This window comes from Streptomyces sp. STR69, from assembly GCF_024519455.1.
Lineage (GTDB): Bacteria > Actinomycetota > Actinomycetes > Streptomycetales > Streptomycetaceae > Streptomyces.
On sequence record NZ_JALJRY010000001.1, the window covers coordinates 362,620 to 378,373 of the forward strand.

19 protein-coding genes are annotated in these 15,754 nt (G+C 68.9%); 3 read left to right on the plus strand and 16 right to left on the minus strand.

Going from position 1 to position 15,754, the window contains the following annotated elements; translation table 11 throughout:
- Positions 1-43 precede the first annotated feature (43 nt).
- Positions 44-535, plus strand: coding sequence for a hypothetical protein (locus OC490_RS01670; protein WP_262055924.1), 492 nt, complete (start codon positions 44-46; stop codon positions 533-535).
- A gap of 198 nt (positions 536-733) precedes the next feature.
- Here OC490_RS01670 and OC490_RS01675 read toward each other — a convergent pair whose 3' ends face one another.
- Positions 734-1,114: a hypothetical protein gene (locus OC490_RS01675; protein WP_262055925.1), complete on the minus strand. Its 381-nt coding sequence runs from the start codon at positions 1,112-1,114 to the stop codon at positions 734-736.
- A 319-nt stretch (positions 1,115-1,433) separates the two neighbouring features.
- Here OC490_RS01675 and OC490_RS01680 point away from each other — a divergent pair, with 319 nt between their 5' ends.
- A complete protein-coding gene (locus OC490_RS01680; RefSeq protein WP_262055926.1) occupies positions 1,434-1,709 on the plus strand; it encodes a hypothetical protein in 276 nt (91 codons plus the stop codon).
- A 61-nt stretch (positions 1,710-1,770) separates the two neighbouring features.
- Here the strand turns inward: OC490_RS01680 and OC490_RS01685 are convergent, their stop codons facing one another.
- The 14 genes from OC490_RS01685 to OC490_RS01750 form a co-directional block, all read right to left on the minus strand.
- Positions 1,771-2,355: an OmpA family protein gene (locus OC490_RS01685; RefSeq protein WP_262056292.1), complete on the minus strand. Its 585-nt coding sequence runs from the start codon at positions 2,353-2,355 to the stop codon at positions 1,771-1,773.
- A 55-nt stretch (positions 2,356-2,410) separates the two neighbouring features.
- Positions 2,411-2,989 (minus strand): hypothetical protein, encoded by a 579-nt coding sequence (locus tag OC490_RS01690; protein ID WP_262055927.1) that lies wholly within the window; start codon positions 2,987-2,989, stop codon positions 2,411-2,413.
- 34 nt (positions 2,990-3,023) lie between these two features.
- Positions 3,024-3,623, minus strand: a complete 600-nt coding sequence (locus OC490_RS01695) for a pilus assembly protein TadG-related protein (RefSeq protein ID WP_262055928.1) — start codon at positions 3,621-3,623, stop codon at positions 3,024-3,026.
- Complete coding sequence (locus OC490_RS01700) at positions 3,623-3,820, minus strand: Flp family type IVb pilin (RefSeq protein WP_262055929.1); 198 nt, start codon at positions 3,818-3,820, stop codon at positions 3,623-3,625. Before OC490_RS01700 ends, OC490_RS01695 begins: the two co-directional genes overlap by 1 nt.
- A 148-nt stretch (positions 3,821-3,968) precedes the next feature.
- Positions 3,969-4,838 carry a response regulator transcription factor gene (locus tag OC490_RS01705; protein WP_262055930.1) on the minus strand — a complete coding sequence of 290 codons (870 nt, stop codon included), beginning with the start codon at positions 4,836-4,838 and terminating at the stop codon, positions 3,969-3,971.
- A 59-nt stretch (positions 4,839-4,897) separates the two neighbouring features.
- Positions 4,898-6,088, minus strand: coding sequence for a sensor histidine kinase (locus OC490_RS01710; protein ID WP_410098517.1), 1,191 nt, complete (start codon positions 6,086-6,088; stop codon positions 4,898-4,900).
- Between the two features lie 381 nt (positions 6,089-6,469).
- Entirely contained in the window at positions 6,470-7,360 is an 891-nt protein-coding gene (locus OC490_RS01715; protein WP_262055932.1) for a type II secretion system F family protein, read from the minus strand.
- A 13-nt stretch (positions 7,361-7,373) separates the two neighbouring features.
- Complete coding sequence (locus OC490_RS01720; protein WP_262055933.1) at positions 7,374-8,315, minus strand: type II secretion system F family protein; 942 nt, start codon at positions 8,313-8,315, stop codon at positions 7,374-7,376.
- Between the two features lie 11 nt (positions 8,316-8,326).
- Positions 8,327-9,667, minus strand: a complete 1,341-nt coding sequence (locus OC490_RS01725) for a CpaF family protein (RefSeq protein WP_262055934.1) — start codon at positions 9,665-9,667, stop codon at positions 8,327-8,329.
- Between the two features lie 60 nt (positions 9,668-9,727).
- Positions 9,728-10,084: a TadE/TadG family type IV pilus assembly protein gene (locus OC490_RS01730; protein ID WP_262055935.1), complete on the minus strand. Its 357-nt coding sequence runs from the start codon at positions 10,082-10,084 to the stop codon at positions 9,728-9,730.
- A gap of 1 nt (position 10,085) precedes the next feature.
- A complete protein-coding gene (locus OC490_RS01735; RefSeq protein WP_262055936.1) occupies positions 10,086-10,472 on the minus strand; it encodes a TadE/TadG family type IV pilus assembly protein in 387 nt (128 codons plus the stop codon).
- A 5-nt stretch (positions 10,473-10,477) separates the two neighbouring features.
- Positions 10,478-11,728, minus strand: a complete 1,251-nt coding sequence (locus OC490_RS01740; RefSeq protein ID WP_262055937.1) for a CpaE family protein — start codon at positions 11,726-11,728, stop codon at positions 10,478-10,480.
- A 9-nt stretch (positions 11,729-11,737) separates the two neighbouring features.
- Positions 11,738-12,451 (minus strand): Flp pilus assembly protein CpaB, encoded by a 714-nt coding sequence (cpaB, locus tag OC490_RS01745; protein WP_262055938.1) that lies wholly within the window; start codon positions 12,449-12,451, stop codon positions 11,738-11,740.
- 133 nt (positions 12,452-12,584) lie between these two features.
- Positions 12,585-13,394: a hypothetical protein gene (locus OC490_RS01750; RefSeq protein ID WP_262056293.1), complete on the minus strand. Its 810-nt coding sequence runs from the start codon at positions 13,392-13,394 to the stop codon at positions 12,585-12,587.
- 394 nt (positions 13,395-13,788) lie between these two features.
- On the opposite strand from OC490_RS01750, the gene OC490_RS01755 reads away from it, so the two are divergent.
- Positions 13,789-15,021: an RNA-guided endonuclease InsQ/TnpB family protein gene (locus tag OC490_RS01755; protein WP_262056294.1), complete on the plus strand. Its 1,233-nt coding sequence runs from the start codon at positions 13,789-13,791 to the stop codon at positions 15,019-15,021.
- A gap of 238 nt (positions 15,022-15,259) precedes the next feature.
- Here the strand turns inward: OC490_RS01755 and OC490_RS01760 are convergent, their stop codons facing one another.
- Positions 15,260-15,505, minus strand: coding sequence for an antitoxin (locus OC490_RS01760; RefSeq protein ID WP_262055939.1), 246 nt, complete (start codon positions 15,503-15,505; stop codon positions 15,260-15,262).
- Positions 15,506-15,754: the final 249 nt, after the last annotated feature.

The window sequence follows — 15,754 nt, forward strand, 5'->3', positions numbered from 1 at the left end:
GGCCATCGTCCTGCCCCTCGTCATGACGGGATGCTCAAAAGGCATGAACACCGAGAACGCGAACGACACCAGTAGCGATAGCAGCCCCCAACCCACGACCCTCGGCGTGGACGATGCCCGGGCGAAGGCAAACCACATCTCAAGCCAGATTCTCGACATGATCGGCATCGAAAACGGTCAAGTGACGCAGTCCGGAGCCGGCGTCTCCCCATGCGACAAAGACCCCAACCACCTCTACCTCCTACGTCACCCATGGTCGATCTACAAGGTGACACCCGACGAGCTGAAGGCCGGGTTCCAGCGCCTGCGGGAAAGACTTCCGAAGAACGGCTGGAAGATCGTCGACTACGGCCCCGACACCAGCGCGAACAAGAACCTTGAACTCACCGCTGATTCAGAGACAGAACCCTTTTCGGTCAACGCCTCGCTGCACATCACGGGTTCTTCCGGGAAAAAAGAACCCTTGATCCTGGTCCACGTAGTCTCCGGCTGCTACCGCGCCCCCGAAGGCACCGACCTCAGCAAGGAGTACTGACCGGCGCTCAGGCAGATGACGTGACGTCCGGCCGGACCTGGTGGGGAGTGGTCTCACCCTCTGCCGACTTGAGGGGTGCGGCCCTGTGCCGGTATCCACCAGGGGGGACCTCCTCGACGAAAGTGTGACATTTTGGCGAAAGGTGTCACACTTTCGCGCCATCCTCCCTGTCAGCGGCACCCCGGGCGCCGCTCGACTTCAAAGATCCTCGACCCCACCGTCGTCGTCGGCCTCCGAGTGCGGCGGTCCCAGGCGCGCACCCCGCGACTCGGCTACACGTACGGCGTCGTTCAGGCACTCGGCGAGCCGGACGGCCACGTAGCGCACCTCGGCGTACGGGAACATGGGATCGTCCAGCACCTTCCGAGCACCGCCCAACACGTCCACCGCCAGCGCGAGTTGCGCGGCCTCCATCTCGTTCGCGAGGCGCGACAGGTACCCGTCCTCACTGTCGGTCGACAGGTAGCAGGGCAGGCCGTCCGGCGACGGCCACGGCAGGAGGCGGAGGAGGGTGAGGGGCTCCAACGGCTCCGTCCGTTCGGTGAATTCCGTCGAGTCCTTCCTCTTCATCGGCTTCATCACGCGGCTACCTCTCCCGCGCGGACCACATGCCGGTCGAGATCGATGCCGAAGTCGGCCGCCAGGACCAAGGAGATCCGGCGCCGCCGCTGAACGCTCTTCAGGTCACGCTCCCGTTCGGCCGGCAGTACGTACAGTCGGACCAGGGCGGCGGCCCGTCCGTCAAGCGGCCCGGGAAGGCCGTACGGGGAGCGGCAGGCGGGAAGCGGTGCGACTGCGGGACCGGCGCCTGCGGGTCTCGCGCGGGGGCCTGTGCGGCGGGGCGCGCGCTCGGCGGGTACCGGTGCCGGGCACGAAGGCGCCCAGGATCCAGCGGGCGATGGCGTGGACAATGCTCACTGTCGTCAACCTCCGGGGTTGGTGGCCATGCCCCCGGACGGCTCCACCCGTCGCGGGGGTCGACCGCGCCGTACCCGGTGTCGACCGGCTGATGCAGGAGTTCGGGCTCGCGCGAGGCACCGCCCGCAAGACGCTGGTCCTGCCGGCCGAGTTGGGCTATGTGCGGACGGTCGTCGGCAAGGGGTCGTTCGTCATCGAGCGCGAGGCCAAGGATCAACTCGCCGACGCGCTCGAAGGCAACGAGACCGCAGACTGACGACCGCGAGCCCGCCCCGCCTGGTATCGCGCGGAGCGGGCCGGTGTTTCATCTCGGTCGGTCAACTCTCTGTGCGCGGGAACGTCACCTCGACCCTGCGGTTCTTCTTGCGGCCGGCCTCTGTGGAGTTGTCGGCGATCGGGTACTGCTCGCCGTAGCCGCGCACTTCGAAGGTGATGTTCGGGCTGTTCAAGTCCGAGTCCAGGACGGCCTGTACGGCGTCGGCGCGCTGCTTGGAGAGGACGTCGCCGTGGGCCGAGGAGCCGAGGTTGTCGGTGAAGCCGAAGACGCGGACCGTGGTCGCGTTCTGCTTCTTGATCTCCGCGGCGATCGTGTCGATACGGGACTTCGCCTCGGCGCTCAGCTTGGCGCTGTTCTTGCTGAAGAGGACCTCGGCCTGGAGGGCGAAGGTCACGTCCGAGTTGGTGTCCTCGCGGCGTTCCTCGCCGCCCTGGTCCTCCACGACGGACTTGATGTCCAGGACCTTGGGGGTGGCGAGCGTGGCGCCCTCGGGGAGTTTCAGGTCGGGGTCGTTCGGGTCGACCTGCACCGGGGCGGAGGCGGAGGCCTCGGTGCCCGGGGGGACGCTGGGGCTCGGGGTGTCGGCGTGGGCCGTCACCGCGCCGACGATGTTCGCGGCGACCATGAGGGTGGCGGCGGCCACGACGAGGGGGAGACGGGGGGTGGTGGTCACTGTCGCGTCACCCGGAGATCTTGATGGTGGCGACGGAGAACGTGGGTAGTTCGAAGGAGACTTCGGTGGCGGTGGAGGGTGGAGCCGGGAACTGCATGAAGACGGCAACCTCGTCGCCTGACTTGATCGTCGCGATACCGGTTGTCGTCAGCGGACGGCCGTCCGTATCACGCAGCACGTAGTAGCGCTTCTTGCCCTTCGAGTCCACGAGTGTGGCGCCGCCGAGCGACGGGCCGTTCCTGATGATCTCGGTCTCGTTGCCGCTCAACGCGGCTGGAACCACGAGGAGTTTGTCCGCGTCGTTCCTCAGGTTGCCGTTCACCGTGACGAAGCCGCCCGCGTCCCGGGTGGCCGAGGTGATGTCCAGGATCAGGCCGTTCGACCCCTTCAACTCGGCCAAGGGCGCGTCCGACTGCCCCTCCTGGGCACTCGGATCGGATCCGCCGCTCTTGGAGGCCGAGGCCGTCGTGTCCGGCTTCTTGGCGTCGCCGCCACTCCCGCAGCCGGCCACACCGAGGGCCAGACCGGCCGCGGCAGCCATCGCGACCATCCCCCTGCGGGCCGTCGAAGTGAACCGAATGCTCATGACTCTGCTTCCTTCACCACTCGTCGTTCGGTTGTCAGTCGGCCAGGTGGACGTCGAAGAGGTCCTCGGGTCCCGGTAGATCGGCGAGTTGGAGCGGGTCCAGGTCCCACTCCACGCCGTCCTTGCAGGTGAGCTTCGGCAGCACATCGTCCCCGGCGTCCTCACCAGGGAGTTGGAACGTGCAGAGCGACTCGATCACGGCGGTGGCATGTGCTTTCGAGTACGTGTTCTCCGTACCGGGGACGATCGAGTCGCCGACGGGCTTGTTGGTCCTGACCGCGACCGTGAAGCGTAGGGGCTCCGTCTGTGTGCAGTTCTCCACAGCGGCGTCGTTCTGCCCCGCGAGTTCGGTGGCACGCCCGCACGAGGGGGTGAGCCCGTCCGCGATGCCGTCGAAGATGTCCTGCCACTTGGTCGGGTCGAGCACGTCCAGCTGCCACGCATCTGCGAGTTGGTCCCGGGTGTCCTGTGCCGCCGCGAGCGCCGCCGCGTCGGCGGCCGTCTGGGCTCCGCCCCGGTTCACCGCGGCCTGGCCGACCGCTACGTACGCGAACGCGAGAAAGAGCAGACCCGCCACCACCGTGATGTAGATGGGGAAGGCCTGCCCTGCGTCGCTGTACCTCCGGGGCCGCATCAGCCGCCAGTGACCTCGCCGATCTTCGCGGTGATCGCGTCGAGGATCGACTGGCCGATCGACGTACCCGTGATCGCCAGCACGATCGCCACGACCACCGCGATGATGCCCAGGTACTCCACCGCGGTCTGGCCCTTGTCGCTGCGGGCGGCGCGGGCCTGAAGGTACGTCACGGTGGTGTTGATCCAGTTGCTCATGATGTTCCCCTCCGAATGACGCGTTACCGGCTTCCTCGTCGCCGGTACCGCTTTCGACATGAGAACGGTATGCCCGGACCAGCGGTACGTCGGAGGGTCCCAGGGCCCAATCCCGGGCCCAATCGGGGTCCCAACCGTTCATCGCGGTTCACCCCAGCCCTCGTGTCGAACCCGGTGCCGTGCCGAGCCACTTGGCGGCGGCCTCGGAGCGGCTGGTGCTGTGGAGTTTGGCGAAGATGCGGTTGATGTGGTTCTTGACGGTCTTCTCGGAGATGAAGCAGGTGGCGGCGATCTGCTGGTTGGTCATGCCGGACGCGATGTGGTCCATGATCTCCGCCTCCCTCGCGCTCAGTTGGAACCCTGACCTGTCCGACGCCAACTGTCCCACATTCGGTTGCAGTTGCGAAAGGTTTTCCGAAGAACTTCGCGAAACAGGGGCAGTAGAGGTCTGGAATCCGTGTGCATTCGCACTTAGTTGATGCTCGTATGAGCCCAGGCCCTCGGGCAGCGCCGGACCCGTCCGCTCCTGGCGCAGCTGGGCGAGCAGCGCCCCCGCCGCCGACGGCGTGAAGTGGGCCCTGCCCTGCCTGATGTCCCTTACGGCGGCCACCAGTTCGTCCGCCGTGAACTCGCCGTGGACCAGATAACCGCCCGCCCCTCGGCGCAGCGCCTCCCGGACTATCTCCGACTCCCTGCTGTACGTGAGCATCACGACCGGCGCTATCCCCACCAGGTACGGGAGCGCGGAGATGCCGTCCACGCCCGGCATGCGTACGTCCAGGAGGACCACGTCGGGGCGGTGCAGCCGGGCCGCCTCGTAGGCCTCGCGGCCGTCCGCCGCCTCAGCCACGACGCTGATGTCCGCGCGGCCCGACAGCAGTGCCGTCAGTCCGGCCCGGACCACCGGGTTGTCGTCGGCCACCACGACCCGGAGAACCGAAGTCGGAGCGGGCCGGGGGAAGTTCGGGAACGGGTTCGGCTGCGGCGCGCCGGGGTGGGGCGTCGTGTGGTCCGGCATGGCTGCCTCCTCTCGGATCGTCGTGTGTGCGTGGGGGGATGGAGAAGGTTCGAGTCTCGCTATGTCTTCGCCGTCAGGGCGTCCAGCGGGAGTTCCAGGCGGACTTCCGTGCCCTTGGGGTGGCCGCCCCGGCCGATGCGGATGCGGGCGCCCACCGACGCCGCCCGCTCCACCATGCCGACCAGGCCGAAGTGGCCCGCCCTGCGCAGCTGTTCGAGGGTCGTGCCGGGAGGCAGGCCGCGGCCGTCGTCGTAGACGCTGATGCGGAGCAGGCTGTCGTGGACTCCGGCCCGTACGTCGACCTTGGTGGGCGTCGCGTGGCGGTGGGCGTTCTCCATCGCCTCCGTCGCGATGGTGAGGAGTTGGCGCGCCACCGCGGGCGGGACCGGCGGTACGCCGTGTTCGCCGGTGGGGCGGTAGGTCGTGGGCAGGCCTGTTCTGATGCTGAAGTCCCTTGTACGCGCGGCCAGTTCGACGAGTACGTCGGTGCCCTCGTCCGGGTCGGACTCGCGCCGCAGGTCCGCCAGGAGTTCACGGGATTCGGCGGCGGCCCGGCGCGCCGAGCGGGCCACCAGTTCCGCCTGCTGTCTGACCAGGGCCGGGTCCATGCGGTCCGCGCCCGCCGAGCCCACAAGGCCGTCCGCCGCGAGCGCCACGCCGTGCAGGGTCTTCGCCACCGAGTCGTGCAACTCGCGGGCCAGCCGGGCCCGTTCGGCGCCTACGGCCTCTGTCACGGCCAGCCTGGCCTGGACCGTCGTCAACGCCGTCGTGGCCTCGCCGAAGCGGAGCATCAGGTTGCGCAGGGTCACTCCCACCGCGCCGGCGACCACGCACAGGCCGGGGAGGAGCGAGGCCTCCGCCACGCCCCGGTGGGCGTCGGCCGCGGCGGTCTGCGCCAGGAGCAGGATCACGGCCTGGAGACCGGCGAAGCAGCCGGCACCGCGCCAGCCGTAGACGATTCCGGCGAGCAGGGGGGTGCAGACGCTGACATAGGCGAGGGTGCTGGTGGGACCGGCGGAGATCAGGAGCAGGGCGGCGAAGAGGGTGTCCAGGGCGAGGAGGGAGGGGTGGCGCAGGAGGAGGGGGCCGAAGCGTTCCCAGTCCCTGAACAGGACGTAGGAGGCCATGAACGTGACGACGACGGCTGCGCCTACCAGGCGGGTGGCTACGCCGGGGTTGGCGTTGAGGAGGGCGGAGGGGGCGGCCAGGGCGATCATCGCCAGGCGGAAGCCGAAGACCTGCCGGCACATTGCCTGCAGGGCGCTGATCTGGATGGGGAGAGCCACGCTCCGGCCTTCGGCCGGGATCGACTTCCCACCCGCACCAACCGTGCCGCTTTCGTCGTCGGGTGCGGGTGGCCCCTGTGGGGCGTCCTCACCGTCGGCGTCCGCGGGCATCCGCTCCGCGATCGGCTGCGCCGCCGGCATCGGGACCCCGGGCAGCCTCGGCTGCGCCGGTCCCCATCCCGGCGGCAGCGCGGGCGTCACCGTCGTAACCGGTATGTCCGTTGCCCCGGACCGGACATCGTCCGGAAGGACCGTTCCCGCCGGTGGTGTCGTGATCTCCGCCGGCTTCGGGCGTCGTCGTAGTCGTCCCGTGCGCTCCTCCGTCATCGCCATCCGCCCCGTCCCCTACTTGCCCGTGATCGAGCTGAAGTCCGTGCCGGAGCCGAGGAGGAGGCCCGCGCCGAGGAGCAGCATCGTGGCCGGGACCATGAACGTGGTGATCATCATCGTGGCCTTGGGAACCGCCCTCGCGGCCTTGCGGCGGGCGTTCTGCGCGTCCGTGCGGCGCATGTCCTTCGCCAGGGCGACCAGGGTGTCGACGATCGGCGCGCCCAGCTCCTCGCCCTGCTGCAACGCCGTGACGAACATGGCGACCTGCTCGCTGTCGTTGCGCCGACGCAGTTCCGCGAAGGCCGCGCGGCGGCTCATGCCGAGGTCCATCTGGCGGAGGGTGATGCGGAGTTCGTCCGCCCAGGGGCCCTCGTACTTCGACGCCACCCGGTCCAGGGCCTGGCGGAAGCCGAGGCCCGCGCTCACCACCACCGCGAGGACGTCGAGGAAGTCGGGCAGGGTCCGTTCGATCACGTCCTTGCGGATGCGGATCGCCGACCAGATGCCGACCTCCGTCCAGAACGCGCCGAAGGCGAACAGGATCAGGGCGAGGAGGTAGTTCCCCTTCAGCAGGAAGATCAGGCCGCCGAAGCCGCCGAGGAAGCCGTAGACCGCACGGCGGGCCGCGTAGCGGTCGATGGTCAGGCCTCCGGGGTTGCCCGCGAGGTCGATCTTGCGGCGGTACTTGGCGACCTGCTTGGGGCCCATCAGGCGCAGGACCGTCGGGGCGTAGCGCATGCCCAGGCGGTCCACGAGGGAGTCGACCGCGCCGGTGCGGGTCGCGCCGACCTCCAGGGCGAGGACCAGGTCGGTGGGGAGTTTGGCGTCCGCGCGGTACATGCGGATGCCGGCGAAGATGCCCCACACGCTGAGGCCCATGACCAGTCCGAGGACGAGTGCCGTCATCGGGTCCCTCCTCTCAGACGTCGATGCGGGACAGGCGGCGGATGAGGACGAAGCCGACCGTGTACAGCCCGAAGGCGATGATCACGCAGGCCTGGCCGATCGGGGAGCCCGTCATCCGGTCCAGGGCGCCGGGTTTCACGCCGTCCATCAGGAAGAGGGCGCCCACGCCCATCACCGGAACGGCGTACGCCGTCATGTTGACCTGGGAGAGCTGGGTGCGGACCTCACGGCGGGTCTCCTTGCGTTCCTCCAGGGTCTCGGTGAGGTTGCGCAGGGCGCTGACGACCTGGCCGCCCGCCCGGTTGGAGAGCACCAACGTGGTGACCAGGACGACGAGTTCGCGGGAGGGGAGCCGGTCGGCGAGTTCGCTCAGCGCGTCGTCCATCGAGGCGCCGACCGCCAACTGGTTGGCCACCTTGGCGAGTTCCTCCCCGGCCGGTGCCTCCAGTTCCTCCGCCGCCATGCTGATCGAGGTGCGCAGGGCGAGGCCGGCGTGGGTGGCGTTGGCCATGATGCGGGCCAGTTCGGGGAGTTGGTTGATGAACTTCTCGATGCGTTTCTGGCGCTGCCAGTTGAGGAACTGGATCGCCACCCCGATGCCCAACAGCCCCGCGATCGGGCCGAAGAAGGGCGCCAGGGACGCCTGGCCGATCAGCCAGAGGGCGGCCACCGTGGCCAGCATGTAGACGAAGAACTCGCCCGGTGTCATGTCCAACCCGGTTGCCGACAGCCGCAGTTCGAGCTTGCGGCCGAGGCGGGTGCGGCGCAGCCGGCGGTCCAGGTTGCGGAAGCGGCGGGGGCGGCCGAGCGGGATCTGTCCGGTCGACGACAGCCGGTCGACCAGGGCCGCGCGCTGCGCCTTGCCCGTGGCGTAGGCGTGCACGCCGGCGACACCCAGGACGCAGGTCAGCAGGGTGATGCCGGTGGTGAGCGTGACGATCGTCTGGAGATCCATGGGGTCGGTCCCTACCTACTGGCTTCTCTGAGGGCTAGGTGTTCCGTGCTCTGGGCGACGCCGAAGGCCTGCGGCAGGGGCTGACTCGCCATGTAGAGGCGGTCGGCGGTGCGGCGCGAGAGCGGGAAGTACTCGAAGACGCCGTAGATCCGGCCGTCGGCGGCGATGGGCTGCGGGCTGAAGCGGGCGACCGTCGCCAGGCGGTACGGCTCGCTGCCGTGGCTGTCGAGGAGGGCGATCTCGGTGATCCGGCGGGCGCCGTCGGCGAAGCGGGTGAGCTGGATGATGACGTCGACCGCGCTGTTGATCTGGTCGTGCAGCGCCTCGAACGGGATCTCCACCTCGGACATCGACGCCAGGGTCTTGAGGCGCATCAGCGCGTCCTCCGCGCTGTTGGCGTGGACGGTGGCGAGGGAGCCGTCGTGGCCCGTGGACATCGCCTGGAGCATGTCGAGGGACTCGCCGCCGCGGACCTCACCGACCACGATCCGGTCGGGGCGCATCCGGAGCGAGTTGCGGACCAGGTCGCGGATGGTGACCTGGCCCTTGCCCTCGACGTTCGGGGGGCGGGCCTCCAGCCGGATCACGTGCGACTGCTGGAGCTGGAGTTCGGCGGAGTCCTCGATGGTGATGATGCGTTCGGTCTCCGGGATCAGTCCGGAGAGGGCGTTGAGGAGGGTGGTCTTCCCGGTGCCGGTCGCGCCCGACACGATGATGTTGAACTTGGCGTGCACCAACCCCGCGAGCAGGTACAGCATGTGCTCGTCCAGCGAGCCGAAGCCGACCATCTCCTGGAGGGTGAAGGAGCGCGGGAAGCGGCGGATGGTGAGCGTGGCGCCGGTCAACGACAGTGGCGGGATGATCACGTTGACGCGCTCGCCGGACGGCAGTCGCGCGTCGACCATCGGATTCGACTCGTCCACACGGCGGTTGACGGTCGACACGATCCGCTCGATCGTCTGCATCAGCTGGTCGTGGGAGGGGAAGCGCAGCGGCAACTGCTCGACCCGGCCGCCGCGTTCGACGAAGATCGCGTCCGGGCCGTTCACCATGATCTCGGTGATCGACGCGTCCTCCAGCAGCGGTTCGAGGATGCCGAGGCCGAGCGCCTCGTCGACGACCCGGCGGATCAGCTGCGAGCGCTCGACCGTCGAGAGGACCGGGCCCTCCCGGCTGATGATGTGCCCGAGCACCCGCTCCAGGCGGGCCCGTCGCTCGGCGGCGGCCAGCGCGCTCATCTCCGCGAGGTCGATCTCCTCCAGGAGTTTGGCGCGGTACGAGGCGACCATGTGGCCTTCCTCGCCCCGATGGCCGTTCTCCTCGGGATGGTTGACGCGTTCCCGCAGACCCATGGGTGCTGTGCTCCTCGCTCCTTGTTCAGTCGAGCCGTGTGGTTCGTTGTCGGTGCCGCATCAGTGGTCGAGCGGCATGGTGGCGGTCTTGCTGGCGTTCCCGAAGCCGTCGTAGCCGGGGATGACGGACGGGATGTGGATGGAGGCGGTGACGGTGACCGTGTCGCCGCCGAACGAGGCCGGACAGCCGACGACCGTGAGCCGGGCGCTGACCGCGTCGCTGCAGGCCGGCTGGGCGCCCTGCCGGAGCGAGGCGCTGCGCGCGCCCGCCCGGGCCGCCGTCCCCGCCTGCTCCGCGGTGTAGGCGATCAGCCCCAGTTGTACGGCGGCCAGAGTGATGAGGATCAAAATCGGGATGAACCCGAGGTATTCGATGGCGACTTGACCGCGGTCGCGCGCTCTACGGTCGTAGGACATCTCAGTGCGTCGCCTCCTCTACGGCGCCCGCGTGGGCGTGCACCGTGAAGGGGAAGGCGATCGAGCCGGGGAAGAGGACGGGCACGCTGAGCGTGACGTCGGCCGTGACGAACCCCGTGCCCCCACACTTCACTTCGGCCCCGTCCCTCCATGCGGCGGACAGCTTGCTGAGGCCCGCCTGTTCGCAGGCGGCGGTGCGCGCGCCGCCCGGCGCCGCCGCCGTCGCCGCCCGTACAGCCTCGTCGGCAGCATTCCCCGCGAGCGTGTACGTGTACCCCACCAGCACGAACTGCCACATCAGCACCAGCGTCAGAATGATCAGCGGGGTCATGCCGAGGAACTCGATGGTGACCTGGCCCCGGTCCCTCCCGTGCGCGGTCATACGCATCCCCCTCACTCCCTACGGCGCCGGAAGCTCAGCGAGCCGCGATCGCCGCCGCCCCGCGACCGGCCGCCCTTCTGGGCGCCTTCGGGGACCTTGACCAGCCCGAGTTCGCCCGCGAGACCCCAAAGGGCCTGTTTGACCACGCTCCTGTTGTCGAGTTCGTGGAGCCGGCCGGCGTCCACCGCGCCCTGGAGTTCCCTGAAGTTGGCGGGGATCGCGGTGGCCGCGACCGTCGTGCCGGTGATCCGCTGGATCAGCGCGGGCTGGATCTCCGTACCGCGCGTGTGCCGGTTGACGACGATGGTCGTCTCCTCCGCCTTGCGGATCTGCAGCCGGTCCCACATGCGGACGGTGCGCTTCGCGGCGCGTACGGCGACCACGTCCGGGGTGGTGAACAGCAGCGCCGTGTCGGCCATTTCGACGGCCGCCGCGCTCGCGCCGCTCATCTGGGCCCCGCAGTCGATGACGACGACCTCGTAGCGGGAGCGCAGGGCGCTGACGATCTGGCGGGCGGCCCGGTCGGTGACCTCCTCACCGCGTTCGCCCTCGCCGGGGGCGAGCAGCAGCGCCATCCCGGTGTCGTGCCGGAACACGGCGTCGGCCAGCACGCGCGGCGAGATGTCGGTGATCGCGGCCAGGTCGACGACCGAGCGGCGGAACTGGACGTCCAGGTAGGAGGCGATGTCGCCGGTCTGGAGGTCCATGTCGACGAGCGCGGTGGTACGGCCCGACGTCTGCGCGGCGAGGGCGAGTTGGATCGCGGCGAGGGTGGCGCCGACCCCGCCCTTGGCGCCGCTGACCGTGACGACGGTGCCGCCGACGCCGGTGAACACATCGCCGCCGTGGCCCAGATGGCGCCGTACGCCCACGGACCAGGCGGCGACGGCCTGCACCCGGGTGGCCAGCTCCTCGTAGCTCAGCGGCAGGGCGATGAGACCGCGGGCGCCGGAGTCCATGGCGGCCTGGAAGAGGCCGGGGCTGGCGTCCGTGGTGACGAGGATGACGCCCACCGCCGGGAAGCGCAGGGCGACTTCGCGGACCAGCTCCAACGCCGGGACGGGACCGATGCGCTCATGCACCACCACGACCTCGGGCAGCTCGTCGACGGACTCGGCGGCGAGCCGGGCCAGGGTGTCGATGAGCTGCGTCGAGTCGGCCACCGGGGCCACCGGGTCGGCGTCCGGGAGCTGGCTGAGCAGGGTCGTGATGGCGCGGATGGCGTCCGCGTCTCCGACCGCCGGGAGAATCCTGGTGGGCATACGGGCCTCTCACTTGTCCTTCGCGAGTTCGTACGTCCGGTCCTGCTCGGGCACGGTCGTATCGGTGCCGGGTGCCACCAGTGCCAGTCGTACCCGCTCGGCGAACGACTCGGCGTAGGTGATGCGCTGGGCGTCGAGCGTGGAGAGGGCGAAGGTGATCGGTACGCCGTTGGTGGACTGCTGCTGGTTCTTGTCGCTGTTGCTGCCCGGGTCGAGGGCGGTGATGTGGCCGACGTCGATGACCTTCGCGTTGGTCACGATGATCTTCGACTGGTCGGGGTCGCCCTCTTTCGCGCCCGCGAAGGTGGCGTAGACGTTGACCGTGGAGCCCGGGTTGATCTTCCCGGCGACGCCGGTGGCCGCGTCGATCATGATGGCGACCTCCTGCTGCCCGGGCTGCAGGGCCGGCTGGTCCACGATCATGTCGGTCTGCAGCAGGGAGCCCCCGCGCAGGGTGGTCACCGCGATCTTGCCCTGGATCTGCCGGAGATCGGTCACGGCGTTGTCCGACAGCCACCGCTCGGGCATCTCGATCTTCTTGAACTGGGCGGCGGTCAGGGTCGTGTAGGGCGCCACGTCGTCCTTGACCTGGTAGGCGGCTACTTCGGGGCCGACCTTGGACTTCACGTCGCTGATGACCGAGAGGACGCCGGCGAACGCGCCGAGGGCGCAGAGGACCGACAGGAGCAGGAGTATCACGCCGCGGCGCTGACGGGAGTTCATGAACCGTACAACCTCATTGGGGATATCGGTCGAGCGGAAATGAGCGGATCGAGCGAGATCGAGCCGGGTCGAAAGTGGTCGAGCGTGGTCGAGCGGGATCAGTTGCTGTAAGCGTGTCCTGTGAAGGGATGACTTATCCGCTGGACGTTTGGTTCTCGTGAACGGGCGGTGTTGCCGAGCAGAAGACACAACGGTCGCCGATGACGTCGATACCGCACCAATGGCACACGGACTGCCGTACCGAGGTGACCAGTTGATACAGCACCGACAGATCGGGCAGATACGTACAGAACTCGATCAACTTGCTCGTACCCCACCAACTCGCCGACTCGGCGGGCAGGGTGGCCTCGCGGAGCCCCATCACGTTCCACGCCGGGGCGAGCGTGGTGCCGATCCAGTCGGACTGCAGCTGGCCCTTGGCGACCAGCATCCAGGTGCCGAACTCCGGCCCGGCGAGAGCAACTCCGGGGCCGACCTTGATGAGCTGCGGCTCGGGGTGGGCGATCACCGCGAACTGGCTGCCGGGCACCCAGGACTTGGCGTGCGACTTGAGACCGACGGGGACCCGGTCCAGTTTGGTGACCGAGCCCAGGAGCGCGCCGGCGTGGATGTAGTGGGTGAGCAGCCGGCCCGCCGAGGCGAGCACCCCGGGACTGAGGTCGCAGGACGCGAGCTGCCTCAACTGGCGGGCCAGAACGGCGAGTCCGAGCGGGGGGAGATTCGGACGGAACAGGGCGATCCGGTCGGTCTCCAGGATGGACCGGATGGTGTGCAGCCGTCGGTCGACACCCTCGGACACGGCCTGCGAGGACACGACGACGACATGCCCGTGCTGGTCGATGAGGGTCTGCATCTCCGACAGCGCCTGGTCCAGCGGCCGTTGATCCAGGTCCCGCAGCACGACGGCGGGCACGGTTCGTTCGTCCTGTGATGGCAGCGCCATGTCGGCGCTGGTCACGGCAATGGCAGTTGGCACGCGCAGCTCCCCGTCTCACGCCTGTCGGCTTTCCGGTATTACTCCGGTACGCCGAGTTGACTTCATTGCGTGACTACCTCAGCACTGTATCCACGCCCCTGTGACCGGAGAACAGCGTTTCTGTAGCTGTGCCGCAACTGTCATTGCGCACAACACGCCAAAACGGGGCAGGTCGAGCGGCCGGTCGACATTGCGTCCATGTCCAGGCCGGCGGTAAAGCGGATCAGGTCACTGCGGAGCAGCGCGGCAGCGTCCCAACGGAGCCGGGAAACCCTCCATCCGGACCGCCGAATAGTTACGGCAGGTCCGAGTTCATCCGATCGGGTTAGGAGTGTCGGTGGTGGGTGTTAGCGTCCGGATCATGCAGCTTCGGTATGCCTTCCGACTCGACCCGCGCCCGGACCAGCGCGCCGCGTTGGCCCGGGCATTCGGGTGTGCGCGGGTGGTGTACAACGACGCGGTCGCGGCCCGCGAGCGGGCCCGGCGAGAGGGCGCCCCATATCCGGGAGCGGCCATACTGTCGAAGACGCTGATCACAGACGCGAAGTCCACGCCGGGGCGGGCCTGGCTGTCGGATGTGTCGGCGGTGGTGTTGCAGCAGGCACTGCGGGACGTCGAGCGCGCCTGCACCAACTTCTTCACCTCCCTCAAGGGTGCACGGCAAGGGGCGCGGGTGGGGGCGCCGCGTTTCAAGACGCAGCGGGATGCCCGGCAGGCGGTCCGGTTCACCGCGAACGCACGCTGGAGGATCACCGACGCGGGGCGGCTGCTCCTGCCGAAGGTCGGCGAGGTGAGGGTGCACTGGTCGCGCACCCTGCCGTCGGTCCCCTCCAGTGTGACCGTCGTCCGGGACGCGGCGGGCCGGTACTTCGCCTCCTTCGTGATCGAAACCGACCCGGACGCCGATCTGGCTCGGATGCCCGATCCGGATGACCTGGCCAGCGTCGGCATCGACCTGGGGCTGACCCACTTCGCAGTCCTGTCCGACGGAACGAAGATCGACAGCCCGCGGTTTCTGCGCCGGGCCGAGAAGAAGCTGAAAAAAGCCCAGAGAGAGCTGTCCCGTAAACAGAAGGGCAGCAGGAACCGGGAGAAGGCCCGCCTCAAAGTTGCCCGCGCCCACGCACAGGTGGCCGATGCCCGCCGCGAGTTCCACCACCAGCTCTCCACCAAGCTGATCCGCGAGAACCAAGGGATCGGCGTGGAGGACCTGGCGGTCAAGGGACTCGCGCGCACCCGGCTCGGCAAGGCGGTCCACGACGCCGGATGGGCCTCCTTCCTGGCAATGCTGGAATACAAGGCGCAGCGGTACGGGCGCACCTTCGTGAAGATCGGCCGGTTCGAGCCGACCAGCCAGGTCTGCTCGGCCTGCGGCGTCAAGGACGGCCCCAAACCCCTGCACGTACGCACCTGGACGTGCGGCGCGTGCGGCACCGTCCACGACCGCGACCACAACGCCGCGAAGAACGTCAAACAGGCCGCCGGACTGGCGGTGACAGCCTGTCGAGCGCAGGTAAGACCAGAACCTTTGGTTCCGGCACAGCGCGAAGAAGCAGGAAGCCACGGAATCCGGCCCGGGGCGCGCGCCGCGTAGGCGACAGAGCACCGGACCGGAAGGCCAGAATCTCCCTGCTTCAGCAGCGAGAGCAAGTCAATGGCAGAACTTCAACAACAGCATCAGCAGCGGGCACGATGCTGGGCTGCGACGGCAAGGTCTACGGCCAGGGCACGGTCGACTTCCTGACGGCCCTCGCCTGCATCCAGCTGTAACGGATCCTGCCGAACAGGGGGTGCGACCGGACTACGCCCGGTCGCACCCCTCCGCCGTGCGCCTACTCCGCCGACTCCGCCGGCCGGTCCTTGCCGTCGGCCTTGCCCGCGCTCTCGGCGAGCCTGTCCAGCAGCCCCTGCGCCTTGTCGACGGCGGTGTCGATCTGCTCGCTGTGCTTGCCGTCCGTCTTCTCGTCGATGAGATCACCGGCCTTCTCCAGCCCGTCGGAGATCTTGTCCCCGTGCTCCTCGGCGATCTCCTCGGCCTTGTCCTTGAGCTTCCCCAGGTCTCCCAGGTTGTCGAACACGACAGATCCCCCTCGCTGCGACGGCCGTACGCGGTCAGGGACATGGTCCTCACGACAGCCCCCGCAGAACAAGACGGCCCCGGCGCACCCGCCCCGGCGGACGGAGTCGCGGGGCGGGCGTGTTCGGGGCGCAGTCGTCCCGCGTCAGCAGCCAGTCCGTGGTCCGTGAGCCGGCCGTACGCCCAAGGGATCGGCCCCGCGTGAAACATTCCTGTGGGTCCACCGCATCAATGAAGTGAGGGCGGTGCG